The 19,934-nt window shown below is 66.9% G+C and carries 19 protein-coding genes, 1 pseudogene and 1 riboswitch; of the genes and pseudogenes, 10 read left to right on the top strand and 10 right to left on the bottom strand.

Annotation, left to right across the window (positions count from 1 at the left end; translation table 11 throughout):
* Positions 1-114: pseudogene (locus M8J71_RS13925) on the top strand (IS5-like element ISMt1 family transposase); the annotation flags it as partial.
* 9 nt (positions 115-123) lie between these two features.
* Here the strand turns inward: M8J71_RS13925 and M8J71_RS13920 are convergent.
* The 3 genes from M8J71_RS13920 to hemE form a co-directional block, all read right to left on the bottom strand.
* Positions 124-1,116 (bottom strand): hypothetical protein, encoded by a 993-nt coding sequence (locus M8J71_RS13920; protein ID WP_256248448.1) that lies wholly within the window; start codon positions 1,114-1,116, stop codon positions 124-126.
* 106 nt (positions 1,117-1,222) lie between these two features.
* A complete protein-coding gene (gene hemG, locus M8J71_RS13915) occupies positions 1,223-2,644 on the bottom strand; it encodes a protoporphyrinogen oxidase (protein WP_256248447.1) in 1,422 nt (473 codons plus the stop codon).
* 3 nt (positions 2,645-2,647) lie between these two features.
* Positions 2,648-3,742: a uroporphyrinogen decarboxylase gene (gene hemE, locus M8J71_RS13910; RefSeq protein WP_256248446.1), complete on the bottom strand. Its 1,095-nt coding sequence runs from the start codon at positions 3,740-3,742 to the stop codon at positions 2,648-2,650.
* A gap of 158 nt (positions 3,743-3,900) precedes the next feature.
* Between hemE and M8J71_RS13905 the strand changes: the two genes are divergently transcribed.
* A complete protein-coding gene (locus M8J71_RS13905) occupies positions 3,901-5,220 on the top strand; it encodes a glutamyl-tRNA reductase (RefSeq protein ID WP_163162202.1) in 1,320 nt (439 codons plus the stop codon).
* A 333-nt stretch (positions 5,221-5,553) separates the two neighbouring features.
* Here M8J71_RS13905 and moeB read toward each other — a convergent pair whose 3' ends face one another.
* Positions 5,554-6,753: a molybdopterin-synthase adenylyltransferase MoeB gene (moeB, locus tag M8J71_RS13900; protein WP_256248445.1), complete on the bottom strand. Its 1,200-nt coding sequence runs from the start codon at positions 6,751-6,753 to the stop codon at positions 5,554-5,556.
* Between the two features lie 84 nt (positions 6,754-6,837).
* Between moeB and M8J71_RS13895 the strand changes: the two genes are divergently transcribed.
* The 3 genes from M8J71_RS13895 to M8J71_RS13885 are packed head-to-tail and all read left to right on the top strand — an operon-like array spanning position 6,838 to position 8,119.
* On the top strand, positions 6,838-7,503 hold the full coding sequence (locus M8J71_RS13895) for a TetR/AcrR family transcriptional regulator (protein ID WP_256248444.1): 666 nt from the start codon (positions 6,838-6,840) through the stop codon (positions 7,501-7,503).
* Between the two features lie 51 nt (positions 7,504-7,554).
* Complete coding sequence (locus M8J71_RS13890) at positions 7,555-7,779, top strand: DUF3107 domain-containing protein (protein ID WP_163162195.1); 225 nt, start codon at positions 7,555-7,557, stop codon at positions 7,777-7,779.
* Positions 7,780-7,816: 37 nt separating this feature from the next.
* Positions 7,817-8,119 (top strand): hypothetical protein, encoded by a 303-nt coding sequence (locus tag M8J71_RS13885; RefSeq protein ID WP_256248443.1) that lies wholly within the window; start codon positions 7,817-7,819, stop codon positions 8,117-8,119.
* Between the two features lie 69 nt (positions 8,120-8,188).
* On the opposite strand, the gene M8J71_RS13880 is transcribed toward M8J71_RS13885, so the two are convergent.
* The 4 genes from M8J71_RS13880 to M8J71_RS13865 all read right to left on the bottom strand — a co-directional run bounded on the left by M8J71_RS13880 (position 8,189) and on the right by M8J71_RS13865 (position 10,975).
* The gene (locus M8J71_RS13880) at positions 8,189-8,527 is read right to left on the bottom strand and encodes a 4a-hydroxytetrahydrobiopterin dehydratase (protein WP_256248442.1); all 339 of its coding nucleotides are present in this window, start codon (positions 8,525-8,527) and stop codon (positions 8,189-8,191) included.
* 45 nt (positions 8,528-8,572) lie between these two features.
* Entirely contained in the window at positions 8,573-9,382 is an 810-nt protein-coding gene (locus M8J71_RS13875) for a thiazole synthase (RefSeq protein ID WP_256248441.1), read from the bottom strand.
* A gap of 4 nt (positions 9,383-9,386) precedes the next feature.
* The gene (gene thiS / locus M8J71_RS13870) at positions 9,387-9,623 is read right to left on the bottom strand and encodes a sulfur carrier protein ThiS (protein ID WP_256248440.1); all 237 of its coding nucleotides are present in this window, start codon (positions 9,621-9,623) and stop codon (positions 9,387-9,389) included.
* Entirely contained in the window at positions 9,620-10,975 is a 1,356-nt protein-coding gene (locus tag M8J71_RS13865) for an FAD-dependent oxidoreductase (RefSeq protein WP_256248439.1), read from the bottom strand. The genes thiS and M8J71_RS13865 overlap by 4 nt, the downstream gene beginning before the upstream one ends.
* Positions 10,968-11,086: riboswitch (TPP riboswitch) on the bottom strand. Its footprint overlaps the gene before it by 8 nt.
* 27 nt (positions 11,087-11,113) lie before the next feature.
* Between M8J71_RS13865 and thiE the strand changes: the two genes are divergently transcribed.
* From thiE to M8J71_RS13845, 4 genes are all read left to right on the top strand, one after another.
* Positions 11,114-11,851: a thiamine phosphate synthase gene (gene thiE / locus M8J71_RS13860; RefSeq protein WP_256248438.1), complete on the top strand. Its 738-nt coding sequence runs from the start codon at positions 11,114-11,116 to the stop codon at positions 11,849-11,851.
* A 60-nt stretch (positions 11,852-11,911) separates the two neighbouring features.
* Positions 11,912-13,399 carry an RNB domain-containing ribonuclease gene (locus M8J71_RS13855; RefSeq protein ID WP_256248437.1) on the top strand — a complete coding sequence of 496 codons (1,488 nt, stop codon included), beginning with the start codon at positions 11,912-11,914 and terminating at the stop codon, positions 13,397-13,399.
* 287 nt (positions 13,400-13,686) lie between these two features.
* Complete coding sequence (locus M8J71_RS13850) at positions 13,687-15,399, top strand: DEAD/DEAH box helicase (protein ID WP_256248436.1); 1,713 nt, start codon at positions 13,687-13,689, stop codon at positions 15,397-15,399.
* 8 nt (positions 15,400-15,407) lie between these two features.
* Entirely contained in the window at positions 15,408-16,280 is an 873-nt protein-coding gene (locus M8J71_RS13845; RefSeq protein WP_256248435.1) for a DNA-methyltransferase, read from the top strand.
* A 70-nt stretch (positions 16,281-16,350) separates the two neighbouring features.
* Here the strand turns inward: M8J71_RS13845 and M8J71_RS13840 are convergent, their stop codons facing one another.
* Complete coding sequence (locus M8J71_RS13840; RefSeq protein WP_256248434.1) at positions 16,351-17,199, bottom strand: PHP domain-containing protein; 849 nt, start codon at positions 17,197-17,199, stop codon at positions 16,351-16,353.
* Between the two features lie 79 nt (positions 17,200-17,278).
* Between M8J71_RS13840 and M8J71_RS13835 the strand changes: the two genes are divergently transcribed.
* Entirely contained in the window at positions 17,279-18,859 is a 1,581-nt protein-coding gene (locus tag M8J71_RS13835) for an aminopeptidase P N-terminal domain-containing protein (RefSeq protein WP_256248433.1), read from the top strand.
* A gap of 69 nt (positions 18,860-18,928) precedes the next feature.
* Here M8J71_RS13835 and M8J71_RS13830 read toward each other — a convergent pair whose 3' ends face one another.
* Complete coding sequence (locus M8J71_RS13830; protein WP_256248432.1) at positions 18,929-19,867, bottom strand: general stress protein; 939 nt, start codon at positions 19,865-19,867, stop codon at positions 18,929-18,931.
* Between the last annotated feature and the right edge of the window lie 67 nt (positions 19,868-19,934).

The following is a 19,934-nucleotide window of genomic DNA, read 5'->3' as shown; positions in this document are numbered from 1 at the left end:
AACCGCCTCAAACAATGGCGTGGCATCGCAACCAGAAGCGACAAAACAGCACGCAGCTACCTCGCAGGCGTGACCCTGGCGTCGACCCTGATCTGGATCAAATCAGGGCTTTAGCAACACGTCCTAGGGGTTTCGCAGGCGGAAGAAGACCAGTCCGGCGGCACCAGCCACCCCTACCAGCCCTGAGCCAAGCCAGACCAGGGCACTCTTCGGCTCCGGCTGCGCAGCCAGCACCGCGCTGGTCCGGACGCTGTTGCCGTTCGGGACTGAAGCGTACGGCGTCCACCCTGGCTGGGTACGTGGCACGGCGTAAAGCGGTACATATCCGCCCTGACCGCCCACTCCACCCGTAGTTGCGGTAGCAGCTTCGCCTGCGGCGGCATCGGCGGTGGGCTCGCCTGACGCCGTCGGGGCAGGATCCACTGCCACGGAGGACGCGGGTGGGGCCGGTTGGACCGGTATGGTCCCGTCTGCCGCTGCGGGCGGTACGGGAGCAGCAGGGGTACCGGTGCCCGGGGCTTCCGGCACGGCAACGGGAACCGAAGGCGCAGCACCCGGTGCCGTCCGGGTGGCTGTCGGAGTGCTGGCTGCAGGGGCGGAGCCGGCAGGAGCAGACGTCGCGGAACGGGTGGCTGTCGGAGTGCTGGCTGCGGGCGCGCTGCTTGTCGGAACCGGGGACGCCGTAGCGGTGGCTGAAGGTGCGGTTGGCTTTTGGGTGGCCGTCACGGCGGGACGGAGGGCAGACGGGATTGCGGAGGCGGAAGGAGCAGGAGCCGGGCTGGGGCTGGCGGCCTGTCTGGAATCCTCGCCCTTCCCCTTGTCCGCCTGGTCCTTGCCAGTGCTGCTCTTCCCTTCGCGGTCCTGGCCCGGCGCATTCTCCCGCGCAGCAGCGGACTGGCCCTTCAGCGGGGCCACTACGGGGAGGGATATGGTGTCGACCGCCGGGGCTCCGGGGTCACCAGGGCCGGGCGCTCCCTCTTTTGCTTGGGACGCCGGGACGCCTGTCGTGAGAACCAGTACCGCCCCGACTGCCGCAGCTGCTGCGCCGCGTCGGAGTCCCCCATGGATACCGGTCCGGGGCATGGAAAGATCGGACCTGTTGTGAAGCATAGTCATCGACCCTAACCATGTCGGGCGGCGAAGTGAAAACCAGCAAAGCACCCGTCGGCGGTCCGGGAGAGCCCTGTTTCCGGGCCTCCACGGGCCTGACCAGCGAGGATGTTCAGCCGGCCAGGTTCCGGATTTGGTTCTTCGTGTCGGACACCACTGCGGCGAGTCCGTTCCCGGCCACCCAGCCGCCTACCACGGCCAGGCCGCCCACCGCGTTGCAGGCTTCCCGGATTGCGGTGACCCGGGCACGGTGTCCGACGGCCGCAAAAGGCAGGGCACCGCGCCACCGCACAACGTCCCACTCGACAACGTCCTGCCGGCCGATGCCAACCCCGAGCAAGGCCGATGCGTCGTCCAGCGACGCCGCCAGGAGCCCGTCATCGGTAGCCGGTCCGCCGGGCTGGTTGCCGGTGCTGTCAACACGTCCATAGGAGAGCCGGATGACATGCCTGCCGGAGCCGGCGGCCGCGGCCAGCCAGTCCCATTTGCCGGTGGCATGCGTCAGGGCCTTTGCCTGGACGCCGGGAGTCTGGGGCGCCACGAGGATGCCGGTGCCGCGGGGACGGCGGTCCAGTTCAGGCTTGTCCAGGACCAGGGTGACGAGCTGCACGTCAGGCCCGGAACCGGGCTGCTGTCCAGCAATTGCCGGCACCGCCTTTTCCAGCAGTCCGACGGCGGCCGGGCCGTCCACTGCGACCACCAGCAGGCCGGCGTCGAACATTTCCCCCGCGGTGTCAACGCGCCACCCTTCGGATGTCCGGGCCACGGCTGTTGCGCGCCTTCCGGACAGGAGCGTCACGCCCCGGTCCTGCAGATCGCTGACCAGCGCGGTGACCAGGGTGTGCATTCCGCCTTTGAGGCCTGCGACGGCGGAGCCGGCCTTGGCGGGTCCGGTGCTGTTGCGCCGCTGGGATGCCACGGCGGCGGCCAGGGAGCCGTGCTGGCGCAGTCCTGCACGAAGTCCCGGAGCCACCATGTCGACGTCCAGGAGTCCCGGGTCGGCGGAGTGGACGCCGCCCACAACGGGCGCTACCAGCCGCTCCAGGACCCGGCGTCCCATGCGCGCCCGGACGAGGGCGGACACGCTGACAACGTCCGCTGCCGTGCCGATGGACGCGGGCAGGATCCTGTCGAGGGAGGCGCGGAGCGAGCCGAGCAGGCCCAGGGACCTGCGGACCTCGGGATCCCAGGGGTTGGCGGGAATTCCCAAAACGCCGGTCTTGGGAAGTTCCCGGGGGCCATCCGGGAGCTGGACCCAGGCGCCGCCGGGCCGGGGGGCAACAATCCTGTCCGAAAGGCCCAGTTCCCCGGCAAGGCCGGCAACGGCGTCGGACCGCGTAGCGAAGGACTCTGCCCCGCTGTCCAGGGTGAGGCCCGCTACTATATGGCTGCCCACGCAGCCGCCCCACTCCCCGCCGGCCTCCAGGACTGTCACCGGATGGCCGGCAACGGCCAGCTCCCGGGCGGAAAGGAGACCCGCGATCCCACCGCCCAGCACCAGCGCGGATGGGGCACCAGCCGGGTGAATCGCCACGGGTTACTCCGGCGAAATGGAGTGGATGAGCTCTACAACCCGGGTGAGGACGGCCGGGTCGGTCTCGGGAGGAACGCCGTGGCCCAGGTTGAGGACGTGGCCGGGCGCAGCAGCACCGGCGGCAATAACAGCGCAGACGTGCGCTTCGAGGATTTCCCAGGGGGCGGAGAGCAGCGCGGGGTCGATGTTTCCCTGCAGCGGGACCGATCCGCCCAGCCTTCGGTTGGCCTCGTCCAGCGGCAGGCGGTAGTCAACGCCCACCACATCGACGCCGACGTCCCGCATGGCCACGAGAAGCTCGGAGGTACCGGTGCCGAAGTGGATGAGCGGGGCACCCAGGTGCCTTACATGGTCCAGGGCACGCCTGGAGGCAGGGGCCACAAACTGTGTGTAGTCGGCCAAGCCCAGGGAGCCCGCCCACGAGTCGAACAACTGCCCGGCGGAGGCACCGGCCTCCAGCTGGGCCTGCAGGAACATGCCGGATGCATCGGCGGCCCAGTTGGCGAGGGCGCGCCAGGTCTCCGGGTCCGCGTGCATCATGGTGCGGGGTCCGAGGTGGTCGCGGGACGGCTTGCCCTCCACCATGTAGGCCGCCAGGGTGAAGGGCGCCCCGGCAAAGCCGATCAGCGGGGTCTTACCGAGTTCGGCCACCGTAAGCCGGACCGCCTGGCGGATAGGTTCGAGCGCCTCCCAGGTCAGCTGCGGGAGGGCGGTGACGTCCGCGGCAGTCCGGACGGGCTTGTCCAGGACCGGGCCCACTCCGGGCACGATGTCCACGCCCACGCCGGCCAGTTTGAGCGGAATGACAATATCGGAGAAGAAGATTCCGGCGTCCACGTCGTGGCGGCGGACTGGCTGGAGCGTGATCTCCGAAGCGAGCTCCGGGCGCAGGCAGGAATCCAGCATGGCGATGCCTTCGCGGACCTTGAGGTACTCCGGGAGGGAACGCCCGGCCTGCCGCATGAACCAGACGGGGCGGCGCGATGGCTTTCCGCCCCGGTAGGCCGTGATCAGCGGCGAGTCTGCGGTGCGTCCATCCACCAGTGGATGGTCTGCAGCGAGGGCGCCGGCAGCGGACATGGCAGGGCTGAAAGTCATGCCTTTGATTGTGCCCAAAAACAGCAGCAAAAGATAACGACAGGCTGTCACGCCAGGGCCCCTTTCCCGCGCCGTGGCAGGAATCACAGGGCCGGCCTGCCGCATCCGGGCCGGGCAGTTGTTCTACCGAGGAACGAAAAAGCTATGATTGACCTGCTGTGGTTCTTTTTTCATTGGTGGCTACACACGCCGACATCGATCTTGAGACCGTTGCTCAGTTGAGCAACGGTGCCTCCGGGATCGCCACATCCGCTCTCTCCGGATCGCCGGCGGTGACGGGTGCGGTTGTCCTTGCCACCTGCAACCGCTACGAAATCTATGGCGAGGCTCCCCACCCGGACGACGTTGAAGCGGCCCGCGCAGCGCTTGTCGCCCAGATCAGCGACGTCAGCGGACTCAGCGAACCGCTGGTTTCCCGCTCCTTCAGCACCCGTACCGGCCCGGAAGTAAGCCAGCACCTCTTTGCCGTCAGCGCCGGACTGGATTCCGCCGTCGTCGGTGAACGTGAAATCGCGGGCCAGGTACGCCGGGCACTTATCACCGCCCAGCACGAGGGAACCGCCAGCTCCGGACTCGTCCGCCTGTTCCAGGCCGCGTCCAAGACGGCCAAGGACGTCGGTGCGCAGACCGCACTGGGATCACGGGGACTCTCCATCGTTTCCGTAGCCCTGGATTTGGCAACTGACCTTTCCGAGAACCCTGACTGGTCCACCAAGAAGGTGGTGGTCTTTGGCACCGGAGCCTACGCCGGCGCCACGATGGCGCTGCTGCGTGAGCGGGGCTGCACGGACATCTCCGTCTTCTCTTCCTCCGGCCGCGCCGAAGGCTTCGTGGCCACCCGCGGCGGCACGGCCCTTGACGAGGAAACGCTGCGTCCTGCCGTCGCTGCGGCGGACGTGATGATCGGCTGCAGCGGCTCGGACACCCGGGTGGAAGCCGATGAACTCGCCCTTGTGCGCGCAGATTCGCCACAGCCACTGATTGCCATCGATCTGGCCCTTACCCATGATTTCGACCCCGGTGTGGGCGAGCTGGAAGGCGTTGAGCTGTTGACCCTGGAATCCGTGCGCCTCGCCGCACCTCAGGAGCAGGCTGAATCACTGGCCCAGGCAAGCGGCATTGTCAGCGGCGCTGCCAAGGCCTTCGAGCAGGAACGCGAGGCTCGCTCCGTGGATTCCGCGATCGTTGCACTGCGGCGGCACACCATGAACGTCCTGGACGCGGAAATGGAAAAGGTCCGTGCCCGGCACGGCTGCACGGCGGCGGCTGAAGAGGTGGAGTTCGCACTTCGGCGCATGGTCAAGCAGCTGCTTCACGTTCCCACCGTGCGCGCCCGGGAGCTCGCCGCCAACGGCCAGCAGGATGAGTACGTCGCCGCGCTGGAGGCCCTCTACGGCATCACCGTGGAGCAGCCGGCAGCCCGCGCCGTTCCCCAGGCCGAGTGCCCGGTGGACCACCAGGGCCTCGAAAGCGCCTGACCAGCCAACGCCCCACCACGTCCTGCCCTCTTAAATCCGACGCTCTCTCACTTAATGCGTCAATTTCCCCGACGCTCTCTCACTCTTCTGAAGAAAGTGAGAGAGCAATCCTCCCAAAAGGCGCGTCAAGTGAGAGGGCGTCCATCAAGAAGGCGCGTCAAGTGAGAGAGCATCCTCACAAAAGGCGCGTCAAGTGAAAGAGCGTCAGTCAAAAAGGCGCGTCAAGTGAGAGAGCGTCAGTCAAAAAACGGCGTTAAGTGAGAGAGCGTCAGTCAAAAGGGTGCGAAAGGTGATGGCGGGCGGGAGGGGCTCGTCGGAGGGGGTGCTCCGGGCTTAGTAGACGGGTTTGTTGGGTTCCACCTCTCGCACCCACGCGAGGATGCCGCCGTCGAGATGGCTGACCCGCTGATAGCCGGCCTTCCGTGCCGCCGCCAGGACGTTCGCCGAGCGGGTCCCAGCCTTGCACAGGAACACAATGTCCTTGTCCTGCGGCAGCTCCTGCCACGCTTCCCCGGCAAGGATCCTTCCCTGCGGGATGAGCACGGCGCCGTCGATCCTGACGATGTCGAATTCGCCGGGCTCCCGGACGTCCACCAGCTCAAAGTCCTTCAGGCCGGCCGTCCGGGACGCGAGCATGGTGGCCAGCTGGGTAGCTGTGACGGTATGTTCCGTGTCCGCCTGCGCCGCCGGCACAATGCCGCAGAACGCCTCATAGTCCGTCAGCTCCGTGATCGGTTCCGCAGCGGGGTCCTTGGAGACACGGATCTCGCGCCAGCTGCCGCCCAGGGCGTCGAACAAGGCCACCCTGCCCAGCAGAGAGCGCCCGACGCCGGTGATCAGCTTCACTGCCTCCGTCACCATCAGCGACCCCACCGCAGCGCAGAGCATGCCGAACACCCCGCCCTCACCGCACGAAGGGACAGACCCTGCCGGTGGCGCCTCGGGATAGAGGTCACGGTAGGTGGGTCCGTGCTTTTCCCAGAAGACGCTCACCTGCCCGTCGAAACGGAAGATGGAGCCCCAGACGTAGGGTTTGCCCAGGATGGCGGCGGCGTCGTTGACCAGGTAGCGGGTGGCGAAGTTGTCGGCGCCGTCCAGGATCAGGTCGTAGCCCGCGAACAGCTCCAGGGCATTGGAGGCGTCCAGCCGGACGTTATGCAGCCGGACGTCCACCAGCGGGTTGAGGGCGGCAATAGCGTCCCGCGCCGACTCGATCTTCGGCCGGCCAACGTCAGCCACGCCGTGGATGACCTGGCGCTGCAGGTTGCTGAGGTCAACGGCGTCGTCGTCGATGATGCCCAGCGTCCCCACCCCCGCGGCCGCAAGGTACAGCAGAGCCGGGGACCCGAGCCCGCCGGCGCCGATCACCAGTACTTTTGCATTCTTCAGCCTCCGCTGCCCCAGTGCGCCGATCTCGGGAATGATGAGGTGCCGCGAGTAGCGCTCCACCTCGTCAGGAGTGAGCTCACCAGCCGGTTCAACCAGCGGAGGCAGTGAAATAGTCGAAACATTTGCGGAGAATGTCGAAGCCATACTTCAATGTATGCCCCGGGATACCGCCCGGTCATATTACCCCGACGTAGAGTGGGGGTAACTGCAAGGGAAAGAAGGACAACTGTGGTCCATGAAGCACGGGCTGACCGCCCGTCTGCAGCCGAGCCGCAAACCGCCTCGCGCCCCGCCGGGCAACGGTCCGCCCGGCTTCCCCGGGACGAGAGACGCGCACAACTCCTTTCCGCAGCACAGGAAGTCTTCGTTGCCAACGGCTATCACGGCGCCGCAATGGATGAAATCGCAGAGACAGCCCACGTCAGCAAACCGGTCCTGTACCAGCACTTCCCCTCAAAGCGGGAACTGTACCTGGCCCTGCTCGAAAGCCACCTGGCCTCCTTGACGAACTTGATGCTGGGGGCGCTGAACTCCACCACCGACAATGACGAACGCGTGCAGGCCGTGATGCGGGCCTATTTCCGGTTCATCGCCAACGATGACCAGGCCCACCGGCTCGTTTTCGAATCAGACCTCATTAATGATCCGGATGTCAGCTCACGGCTGGAGACCTTCAACCGGACGTTTGCGGACGCCATTGCACGCGTTATCGCTGAGGACACCAAACTTCCCCACCTGGAGGCAGAGCTCCTGGGCCGCGGGCTCGCCGGGATGGCGCAGGTCAGTGCCCGGTACTGGCTGGAAACTGACGGGAACCTGGACCTCGATGTGGCCAGCGACCTCATCTACCGTTTAGCTTGGCGCGGAATCTCTCGCTTCCCCAAAGAGTCCTAGACTACAAATAAGACATAACCCGAGAAACGTGAACCGGCTGGGAGGCCCCCTGTGGAAATTAAGATCGGCGTTCAGAATGTTGGCCGCGAAATTGTGCTGGAATCAGTCGAGGACCCGGACTCCGTAGCCAAGGTTGTAGAAGCAGCCATCACCACCGGCAGCGAACTGCGCCTGAAGGATGACAAGGGACGCCTGATCATTGTTCCCGGCAAGGCCCTGGCCTATGTAGAAATCGGTGCCGAGGAACAGCGCCGCGTAGGGTTCGGCCAGTTCTAGCCCCCGCACCTAGGGTGCGAGTACTCCAAGGAGAGCCATGCTTTCGCTGACCATTGTGGTGCTGGTGACAGCCGCCGCAGGTTTCATCGTCTGGGCCAACGACAAGCGGCACACCAAATACGGTGTGGTCCTGCCGGCCGGCGTTGCCGTAGGAGTGGGAGCTGTCACCTGGATCATCCTGATGGCTGCAGGCTTCGGCTACCGGCCGGGCATGACCTGGCTGCCCTGGGTCCTGCCCATGGTTGTGGGCGCAGCAGCGGCGGTTGCAGCGGTCCTTTACGTTGGCCGTACCAGGGCCAAGCATGATCTGGAACGGCTTACGGCGGCGCTGAAGCTCTAGCCGGAACCAGCGCCCGGACATTCAAGCACGGCTGTGGCCACTGCCTCTCGGGGTGGTGGCCACAGCCGATTAAGCGGCTGCGGGGTGCCGCGCCGGATCCGCAACCGCGTGGACCGCGGCGGCGGCTTCACTCACGGCCTCGGCCGCGCCCACGTCGCGTGCCGTGACTTCGCCCCCGGCGTCGTGCGAGGTGTAAAGGAGGAAAACCCGGTTGTACCGCCAGTCCAGGTCCGGGTGGTGGTTCTGTTCCTCGGCAAGGCGTCCGACGGCGGCAATCAGCTCAAGTGCGGCAGCCGCCGTCGGCACCTTGTACACCGTCACCAGCGCACCTTGGCTGTACCGCCAGTCGGTCAGGACGGCCAGTGCGTCCTCGAGCCGCTCGGGAGAAAGAATGTCCTTGCCGGCCATGGCTGCTCCTCACCTTATGGCTGGCGGAGCGGCACCGGGAGCGGGCTACAGGAACTCTGCCCGGCCCTCCATGGCCGACGACGCCAGTGCGTGTTCGCGGCGCGGGATCCTGCCCGCCGCTTTCGCCAGCCTACCGGCGATGACCGCATGTTTGAAGGCCTCTCCCATCAAGGCAGGATTCTGCGCCCGGGTTACGGCGGTAGCCAGCAGCACGGCGTCGCACCCCAGCTCCATGGCCAGGGCCGCGTCCGAGGCGGTACCGATGCCGGCGTCCAGGACCACCGGAACCGAGGCGCGGGAGACGATCAGCTCGATGTTGTGCGGGTTAAGGATGCCCAGCCCGGTGCCGATAGGCGCCCCGAGCGGCATCACTGCGGTGGCCCCAAGGTTCTCAAGCCGGAGCGCCAGGACGGGATCGTCGTTGGTGTAGGCGAAAACCTTGAAGCCCCTGTTGACCAGTTGTTCCGTGGCGTCCACCAGTTCGACGGCGTCCGGCAGCAGGGTCTGTTCGTCAGCTATGACTTCCAGCTTCACCCAGTCGGTTTCCAGTGCCTCACGGGCCAGTTCCGCCGTCAGCACGGCATCCCTGGCAGTGAAGCAGCCTGCCGTGTTGGGCAGCACGCGGATGCCGTGATCCACGAGCAGCTGGAAGAGCGAACCTGTCTCGGCTGTGGAATACCGCCGCATTGCCACCGTGGTCAGCCCGGTGCCGGAGGCCAGGAGGGCAGCCCCGAGGCCGTCCAGGCTGGGCGCGCCGCCGGTGCCCATGATGAGCCGGGATGCCAGGGTGACGCCGTCAATGACCAGCGGATCATCGAGGCCCGCCACGCTTGGAGTGGTGATGGTTTCGGTCATGGTGTCAGCCTCCCTGCACAGCCGTGACGAGTTCGACCTCGTCGCCGTCCGCGAGCGCGGTGGTAAACCACTGGCTGCGCGGTACAACCTCGGAATTGTGGGCTACGGCCACACCAAGCTTTTGGCCGTCGGTTGCCTGCCCGTTGGCGGCCAGGGGGCGGCCGGTGACCTGGCTGACGAGCACGGTGATGGAGGCGCCGTCAGGGACGGGGTGCCGGGTTCCGTTCAAGGTGATGTTCATGCTGATTCCTTCGTGGGCGATGTGTGGCGGAAGTGGTTGGTGGGTGAGCCGGTGGTTAAGCGGGCGCCTGCCCTCGTCGTAAAGCGGCCCGGGCTGAAGGCCGCCCATCGGGGGTCCTCGCGGCCGTCCAGCAGGTCCCGGCAGACGGCGGCTGCGGCCGGCGTCAGCAGGACTCCGTGCCGGAAGAACCCGGTGGCGATGATGAGCCCGGAAACGTACCCGCGCTCCCCGTCGGCCGCTGCCTCCGGGGCGGGAACCCGCCCCAGCAGCGGCGCGTTGTCGGGCGTTGCGGGACGGGCGCGCGCTGTGCATTCCAGCAGTTCGAGTTCGGCGACGGCGGGAACCAGTACCTGCGCGTCGCGGAGGAGCTGGTACACGCCACCGGCGGAAACGGCGTCCGTGCCGGACAGCGCATCCTCACGCTGCGTTGCCCCGATCACCACCGTGCCGTCCCTGCGGGGAACGATGTAGACCGGAACGCCGTGCACCAGCCCGCGGACCGTGGACGTCACCAGGGGCTGCAGGTGCCGGGGCACTGCCAGGCGCAGGATGTCCCCATGGACGGGCCGCAGTGGCAGGTTCAGCCCTGGCGGCAGCTCTTCAAGAGCTGCCGCGTGCAGCCCGTTCGCCACCACTGTTTCGGCGGCCAGCACGGTTCCCCCGTCCGCCAGGCGCACGCCGGCAACAGCTCCCCCGCGCCACAGCAGCCCGGTTGCCTTGGCCGCTACCGCAATACCGCCGACGAAGCCGGCTGCCGCAGTGCCGCGTCCCGCACCTTTGTCTCTGTCCCCGCGTCCGCCATCCGTGCCATGAGCCAAGGCGGCCTGCAGGCACGCCACCAACAGCCGCGGGTCCACCTGGTGGTCGGCCGGAGTGTCCAGGGCGCAGGCGATCCCCGGGCTGAGCAGGGGTTCCCGCTGTCGCGCGTCCCGGACGGTCAGCGGCTCTACGGACAGGCCGCTGGCCTGCTGAACGGCGCGGAGGTCCATCAGGGCGCGGCGGTCGGCGGCGTCGGCACCCACGGCGAGGGTCGGCGTCGTAATGTATCCCGGATCTGTTCCCGACGCTTCGGTGAGGCCGGCGGCAAAAGCCGGCCAGCGGGCCGAGGCATCCAGCATGAATTCCAGGAGATCCTCCTCCTGGTAGTGCAGCTCGCTCACCGGGGCAAGCATCCCGGCGGCCGCCCAGCTGGCCCCCGAACCCGGTGCGTCATCGATCACCACCACGGAACGGCCGGAACGCTTCGCCTCCCACGCGATACCGTGGCCGATCACGCCGCCGCCGATCACCGCCACATCAGCATGGATGGTGTCGGCCGCGTCCACGGTCGGGGGCTCTGATGCTGCGCCCATCTGTCTCCTTCCCTACGCCGGTATTAGCCGGATCAGGTCAAGCGGTCGGCTCTGACGCCCTCTCAGCCCGGCGCTTTGTGACAGCTGCCGCGGGCTCCCGCAGTACGAGGCCAGTGTAGAGGAACTAGGCTTTCCCCCATGAATGTGTCCCACACCCCTGCCGCCGGCACCGACGTCCTCAGCAGCGCCAAGATCAGCAACGGCGTCAACGCCGCCCGCCTCTACCTCTGCACCGACGCCCGCAGGGACCGCGGCGACTTCGACCAGTTTGTGGACGCAGCGTTCGCCGGCGGGGTGGACATCATCCAGCTGCGCGACAAGACCATCGAGGCAGCAGAGGAGCTGGAACTCCTGGCGGTGCTCAAGGAAGCGGCAGAGCGGCACGGCCGGCTCTGGGCTGTCAACGACCGTGCCGACATCGCGGTGCTGTCCGGGGCACCTGTCTTCCACATCGGCCAAAAGGACCTGCCCCTGGACGCTGCACGCACCCTGCTGAACGGCAACGCCGCCATCGGCCTGTCCAGCCACACCCCGGCCCAGGTGGACGCGGCGCTCGGTGCGGCCGCCCGCCCCGCCGGGCTGGACTACTTCTGCGTGGGACCAGTGTGGGCAACCCCCACCAAACCGGGGCGGGCAGCAGTGGGACTGGAGCTGGTGAAGTATGCCGCCGAAGCTGCCCGGCCGGCGGAGCAGGAAGGGCAGTCCGACGGCGGTGTTCCCTGGTTCGCGATCGGCGGCATTGACCATGGCAACGTGGAGCAGGTGGTGGACGCAGGCGCACGCAGGATAGTGGTGGTCCGGGCCATTACGGAAGCGGGCGATCCAGCAGCCGCCGCTGCTGCACTGCTCGCCGCCCTGGATGCCCCAAACTCCTGACAACGCCGCTCCGGGCCCGATGCCTGCACTATGGCCCCAATTCCGGCTAGGCTGATTTTCGTGTCACACCATCGGCTGGCCCCCAACGTCCACGAGCACAACAACGCGCTTGAGGAAGCGCTGAGTGCCCTGAGGACCGAGCTGGAGCTGCCGGGCACCTACCCCGAGGAGGCGGTGGCTGACGCGAAAGCGGCAGTCGAATCCCTGCAGCTCCCTACTTACGACCTCACCGGCGTCGAATTCATCACCATCGATCCGGCGTCGTCCACCGACCTGGACCAGGCGCTGTTTATTGAAGCCGACGGCGACGGCTACCACGTGCTGTACGCTATCGCCGATGTGCCCGCGTTTGTGGCCCCCGGCGGGCCCCTGGACGCTGAAACGCGCCGCCGGGGCCAGACGTTCTATGCCCCCGACGGCCGGATCCCGCTGCATCCGGAAGTCATCAGCGAACAGGCCGGGAGCCTCCTTCCCGGGCAGGACTGCTCGGCGTTCGTCTGGGACTTCCGCCTGGACAGCGCCGCCGAGGTGACGTCCGTGGCCGTAAAGCGGGCCCGGATGCGCAGCCGCGCGAAGCTCAGCTATAAAGGCGTGCAGGCGGAGCTCGACGCCGGTACCGCCTCCCCTGTGCTGCAGCTCCTTAAGGAAGTGGGGCTCAAGCGCGTGGAGTTGGAACGGGCCCGCGGCGGCGCCAGCCTGAACATGCCGGAACAGGAGATCGTCCAGCTTCCCGACGGCGGCTACCGGATTGCCGCCGCTCCCCAGCTTCCGGTGGAGGACTGGAACGCGCAGATTTCCCTCATGACCGGAATGGCCGCGGCGGGCCTGATGCTGGCGGGGAAGGTGGGCATCCTGCGGACCATGCCGTCCCCGGACGAGCGCTCCCTGAACCATTTCCGGCTTCAGACGGAGGCCCTTGGCAAGCCCTGGGACGGCGAGGTCAGCTACGGCGAATACCTGCGCAGCCTCGACTCCACCGATCCCCGCCAGCTTGCCATCCTGCACTCGGCCGGCATGCTGTTCCGCGGCGCTGCCTATACGGCTTTTGACGGTTCCGTCCCGGAGGACGCAGTCCAGTCCGCCATTGGCGCCGCCTATGCCCATACCACCGCTCCTCTGCGCCGCCTCGTGGACCGTTTTGTCCTGGTGATCTGCGAGGCCTTGAGTAATGGCGGCAATGTACCGGCCTGGGCACGGGAGGCGCTTCAGTCCCTGCCTGAGATCATGGCCGGGTCCGACCAGCTGGCATCACGGATGGAGCGCATGGCCCTGGACACTGTGGAGGCTGCCTTGCTGGTTAACCACATCGGGCAGGAATTCGACGCAATCGTGATCTCCGGGTCCAAGCCACAAAAGGAAAACGGCAAAAACGGCAACGGCAACGGAAAGAACGGCAACGGCAACGGCAGTTCGGGAATCATCCAGATTGCAGACCCCGCTGCGACCGCCCGCTGCGCCGGGGAACTGGTGTCCGGAACGAAGGTCCGGGTCCGCCTGGTCTCCTCGGATATCGTCACGCGGGAAGTCCATTTCGAACTCGTTGAGTAACGCCGCAAGGGGCCACCCGGCCGTGAAAGCCGGGATTCGGGCCGCCTGCGGCTAGACTGAAGAGGTAGATATGGATGCCCGGTCGTTGATTTCCTTGATTTGAAACCAACAAGCCCGCCCCTACGCGATCTTGAGATACACCCGTTGGTCACCAGTGCCAGCATTTAGATAGCCCGCGATCGGCTTCCACTGGAATTGCTTGTGCGCCCGAGCGTGCTCCGGAACAGCCTTTGGCCGGCCCGTTGAGCAGGCAGCGCCATTGCCCAAATGAATAAGGAAACTCCACTGTGAGTGAATTGCATACCCACCAGCTTCTGACCGACGAGACCGGCACCGAGACCATCGAGCCGGAAGAAACCATTATCTCGGACGAGAAGCCCCACGAAATCGCGGAGAAGTCCTTCGCGGACTACAACGTCCGGGCTGATATCGTGGAATCCCTGGCCGACGCCGGGATCACCCACCCGTTCCCCATCCAGGCCATGACCCTGCCGGTGGCCCTGTCCGGCCACGACATCATCGGCCAGGCCAAGACCGGTACGGGCAAGACGCTCGGTTTCGGCATCCCTGCCCTCCAGCGGGTGGTGGGCCAGGACGACCCCGGCTACGACAAGCTCCCGGTTCCCGGCGCCCCGCAGGCCCTGGTCATCGTCCCTACGCGCGAACTCGCCGTGCAGGTGGCCAATGACCTGCAGACGGCGTCCCGCAAGCGCAACGCCCGCATCACCACCATCTACGGCGGCCGTGCCTACGAGCCGCAGGTGGAGGCGCTGAAGAAGGGCGTGGAGATCGTGGTGGGAACACCCGGCCGCCTCATCGACCTTTACAAGCAGAAGCACCTGAGCCTGAAGAACGTCAAAATCGTCATCCTGGACGAAGCTGACGAGATGCTGGACCTCGGCTTCCTGCCGGACGTCGAAACCCTCATTGCCGGTACGCCGCCAGTACGCCAGACCCTGCTGTTCTCCGCCACCATGCCCGGGCCCGTCATTGCGATGGCCCGCCGCTACATGACGCAGCCCACGCACATCCGCGCCGCAGATCCCGACGACGAGGGCCTCACCAAGCGCGATATCCGGCAGCTGATCTACCGTGCCCACAGCATGGACAAGACCGAAGTTGTGGCCCGCATCCTCCAGGCGCGTGGCCGCGGCCGCACCATTATCTTCACCAAGACAAAGCGCACCGCCGCAAAGGTGGCCGAGGAGCTTGTGGACCGCGGCTTCGCAGCTGCCGCCATCCACGGCGACCTGGGCCAAGGCGCCCGTGAACAGGCACTGCGCGCCTTCCGCAATAACAAGGTGGACGTCCTGGTGGCTACCGACGTCGCCGCGCGCGGCATCGACGTTGATGACGTCACCCACGTCATCAACTACCAGTGCGTGGAAGACGAGAAGATCTACCTGCACCGCGTTGGCCGCACCGGCCGGGCCGGCAACAAGGGCACCGCGGTGACCTTCGTGGACTGGGATGACATGCCGCGCTGGAGCCTCATCAACAAGGCCCTGGGCCTGAGCGTGCCGGAGCCCATCGAGACCTATTCCTCCTCACCGCACCTCTACGAGGACCTGGACATCCCGGAAGGCACCAAGGGCCGCCTCCCGCGCGACAAGCGCGTCCTTGCCGGAGTGGACGCCGAGATGCTTGAAGACCTGGGCGAAACCGGCAAGAAGAACAGCCGCGGCGGCCGTGACAGTGGCCCATCACGCGAACGCGACGGCCGGGAGCGCAGCAGCCGGGGCCGCGACGGCAGGGGCGGAAACCGCGACGACAGCCGCAGCAGCGGTGACTCTGCAGCCCGCACTGGCGAGCGCCGCCGTCGTACGTCCGATTCCGCTGCAGCCCCCACAGCCGCCGCCGAATCCCCTGCCGCGGCCCCCGCATCAGAGGGCGAGCAGCCCTCCCGTGTCCGCCGCTCCCGTACGCGCACCCGCCGGCGCAACGGCGAGGTAGTGGCCGGCGGCGACACAGCGGCACAGCCTGGCAGCACCGAGGCCTAACCCCCTCCATGACTGAACCTGTCTGGGCGCCGGACGGCAGCAGCCTGGTGGTACACGCTGACAACGCGGAGTTCCTCCCCTCGCTGCCGGACGGCGCCTTCACACTGATATACGTGGATCCGCCGTTCAACACCGGCAGGGCCCAGCTGCGCCAGCAGACCACCATGGTGGTTAACGCCGACGGCACGGGCGACCGCGTAGGTTTCAAAGGGCGCTCCTACGACACCATCAAGGGAGCGCTGCACCGCTACGACGACGCGTTCAGCGACTACTGGTCCTTCCTGGAACCACGGCTGGTCGAGGCCTGGCGCCTGCTGGCCGAGGACGGCACGCTGTACCTGCACCTGGACTACCGCGAAGTGCACTATGCCAAGGTCATGCTGGACGCCATCTTCGGCCGCGAGTGCTTCCTGAACGAGATCATCTGGGCCTATGACTACGGTGCGCGGGCCAAGAACCGCTGGCCCACCAAGCACGACAACATCCTGGTCTACGTGAAGAACCCGGCCAAGTACCACTTCAACAGCGCCGAGGTGGACCGGGAACCCTACATGGCGCCCGGGCTGGTGACGCCCGCCAAGCGCGAGCTGGGCAAGCTGCCCACCGACGTCTGGTGGCACACCATCGTCTCTCCCACGGGCAAGGAAAAGACCGGCTATCCCACCCAGAAGCCCGAAGGACTTGTCCGGCGCGTCGTGGCTGCTTCAAGCCGGCCCGGGGATTGGTGCCTGGACTTCTTCGCGGGTTCCGGCACCCTCGGCGCCGTCTCGGCGAAGCTCGGCCGGAAGTTCGTGTGCGTGGACCAGAACCAGCCGGCCATCGACATCATGGCCAAGCGCCTGGGTGCCCACGCCGAGTTCACGTCTTTCCCTCCCAAGTAAGCAGCGCTAAATGTCGTTATGACGCTCGAAAACGACACATAGCGCTACCCCGTTGGGAGGGCGGCTGCGGCTAAGGACGGACGACGGCGGTCCCGGTGGCCATGTCCTCAATCCGGGCCAGGACGTCCGGCCCCGTCAGGTTTTCCCCCAGCAGGTTGGGTTTGCCGGTGCCGTGGTAGTCGGACGAGCCGGTGATCAGCAGGTCATGCTTCGCGGCGAGCCGGCGCAGGAAGTTCCGGCCCTCCTCCGGATTGTCGCGGTGGTCGATCTCCAGGCCGGCCAGGCCGGCGTCGATCATTTCCTGGTAGACGCGCTCCCCCACGATGCGGCCCCGCGAGGAGGCTACCGGATGGGCAAACACGGGCACGCCTCCTGCCGCGCGGACCAGTTCGACGGCGGTGGCGGGGTCCGGCGCGTAATGCTGGATGAAGTAGCGGGACCGGGAGGTAAGGATGGACGCAAACGCCTCCGACCGGTCCTCCACCACCCCGGCGGCCACCAGCGCGTCGGCGATATGCGGACGCCCCAGGGTGGCGCCCGGGGCCACGTGGTGGATGACGTCGTCCCACGTGAGCGGGTAGTCCTCGGCGAGGAGGGTGACCATCCGCTCGGCGCGGGTGTGCCGGGCATCCTTGGCTTTGGTGATCTCCTCCAGGAGCCCGGCATGGTCGGGGTCGTGCAGGTAGCTCAGGAGGTGGACACTGATGCCCTGTTCTGTCCGGCATGAGACCTCCATGCCGGGCACGAGTGCAACGCCGTGGTCCACTGCCGCAGCGGAGGCTTCCCCCCAGCCTGCGGTGGAATCGTGGTCGGTCAGCGCCACCACGTCCAGCCCGGCGCGGGCGGCGGACGCCATCACGTCGGCGGGCTTTTCCGTGCCGTCGGAGACGTTGGAGTGGGCATGCAGGTCTATCCTCACCTTCCCAGCCTAGTAGACCGCGCATCCCCCGTTCATGCGCTATTCGCACAAGGCTTCGTGCTGGTGAGACGATGGTGCCGTGAACGATGCCGATAACACCCCAGATTCTGCTTCCCAGCCCTTGGAAGAGCGCGTCAACAACCGCTCCCAGCGGCCCAGTTCCGACGCCTTCAAGGCCTTTATGGCCAGCAACTGGGCGCCGTCCAGCCAGGACCTCCCGGCACGCGACGCCGTTGCAAGCCACGCCGCAACCCGGCGCAAGGCCATTTCAGACCAGTTCAAAGGCGAACGCCTGGTCATTCCGGCCGGCCCGCTGAAGGTCCGCTCCAACGACTGCGACTACCGCTTCCGCCCGCACTCGGGCTTTGCGCACCTCACCGGGCTTGGCCTTGACCATGAGCCGGACGCCGTCCTGATCCTGGAGCCCGTCGACGAAGGAAAGGGCGACGACGGCGGCAACCACCGCGCCACCCTCTACTTCCGGCCGCTCGCCGGGCGCGATACCGAACAGTTCTACGCCGATTCACGCTCCGGCGAGTTCTGGATTGGTGCCCGTCCTACGCTGGCCGAGTTCGAGGCCCGCCTGGGCCTGGCCACGGCACACATCGATCAACTCGAGACCGCCATCACCAAGGATGTGGGCGCCCCTGAAATCGGCGGCATCTCCATCCGCCTGGTGCGCAAGGTGGACGACAACATCGACGCCCTTGTGGACACGGCCCGCTACAACACGGCGAAAGACCCCGACAACCTGGACCTTGCCGTCCTCGACGCGCTCGACGAAAAGCTCAGCGAAGCCCTCTCCGAGCTTCGCCTGCTCAAGGATGAGTGGGAAATCGAGCAGATGAAGCTCGCAGTCGCCGCCACCGTGGAAGGTTTCGAAGAGGTTGTGAAGGCCCTCCCCCGGGCATTGACGCATGCCCGCGGTGAGCGTGTTGTGGAGGGTGCATTCTTCGCCCGTGCCCGCGAGGTGGGCAACGAACTGGGCTACGACACGATCGCGGCCTCGGGCAACAATGCCACCGTCCTGCACTGGACCCGCAACACCGGAAAGGTCAACGCCGGCGAACTCCTGCTGCTGGACGCCGGCGTGGAAGCAGACTCGCTCTACACCGCTGACATCACCCGCACCCTGCCGGCCACCGGAGTGTTCTCGGAAATCCAGCGCAAGGTGTACGAGGCTGTGCTGGACGCCGCAGACGCCGGGTTCGCCGCGGCACAGCCGGGCACCCGCTTCCGTGACATCCACACCGCCGCCACCACCGTCCTCGCGGAGCGCCTGGCCGAATGGGGCCTCCTGCCCGTCAGCGTCGAAGAGGCCATCAGCCCGGAGGGCCAGCAGCACCGCCGCTGGATGCCGCACGGAACCAGCCACCACCTGGGACTCGATGTGCACGACTGCGCACAGGCCAAACGCGAGCTGTACCTGGACGGGATCCTCACCGAGGGCATGGTGTTCACCATCGAACCGGGCCTGTACTTCAAGGAAGAGGACCTTGCCATCCCGGCGGAATACCGCGGAATCGGCGTGCGGATCGAGGATGACATCCTGATGACCGTGGAGGGCCCCGTGAACCTCAGTGCCGCGCTGCCGCGCAAGGCGGATGACGTGGAGAACTGGATGGCAGGCATCTACCGCGAAGCCGAGGGCGCCAACTAAGCACACAAAAAATCGGGGCCACCGGAATTCCGGTGGCCCCGAATTTTTCTTTCGGCTCTTCTGCCCCGGCTACTGCCGGGAGTCGTCCGGGCGCTGATCGTCACCAGGGCGCCGATCCACGGGTTGCTGGCCCGCCGGCTGCCCGTCGTCGGGGTGCCCTGCAGGTTGCTGCGCCGGCCTTTGCTGCTCGCCCGCCGCGTCGCCGGCCCCGGCTTCAGAATCCTGGGGAACCCGGACGCCGTACTGGGGCCGGCCATCAGGGAGGTCGGGGTACCGCACCGCGCGCGCCGGTGACGGCGCGGGCTGCTGCTGCGCGCCGGCGTCGGCCTGTTGCCCGGCGGGCGCGCCGTAAGCCGGGTTTTCCTGCACCTGGTTGCCGGCAGACTGGCCATAAGGATCGTTCCAGCCGGAGGGGCGGGCAGGGCCCTGGCCGGGCTGCTGGTAGGGCTGGTTCTGGTAGTCCCGCTGCGTATACGGGCCATTGCCCGCGGCGGCGTCCGAGCGGGTCATCGGCAGCTGCTGCAGCAGCCGGCGCGCCTCGTGCGCAGCTTCCGGCGAAACGACGACGTCATAGCTGGTGGCCACCACCTGGCTGGTGGACGTAAAGTCCCGCTTCCCCCGCTGCATGGCGTAGGTGACAATGCCGAAGAGCATAAAGAAGGCCGCGCCCATCAGTACGGAGGCGAGGATGGAGAAGTACCCCGGTGAGGGCGCGAAGAAGGAGAGCATCACGCCCACGAAAAGGCCGAACCACATGCCGCTCAGCGCCCCGGACAGGGCCACGCGCGGGTAGCTCAGGCGCCCCGTGACCCGCTCCACCATCTTCAGTTCGTTGCCCACGATGGATACCATGTGGACCGGGAACTGCTGGTCCGCGAGGTAGTCCACAGCCTTCTGGGCGTCCAGGTAGGACGTGTAGGAGCCGACGGTGTCGCCAGTGGGAACCGCGCGGGCTTCGTCCACGCCGCTGGGCCCGCCGGCCTTGGGAGCGCCAAAAATGTTTGCCATAGTCCCATTCTTGCCCATGACTATGTGTGCTGCCTGTAAATTCAGCTAAAAGAGAGCAGACTCGGTA

The organism is Pseudarthrobacter sp. R1 (genome assembly GCF_024494415.1).
Classification (GTDB): Bacteria; Actinomycetota; Actinomycetes; order Actinomycetales; family Micrococcaceae; genus Arthrobacter.
This window is presented reverse-complemented; position numbering and strand designations above follow the sequence as displayed.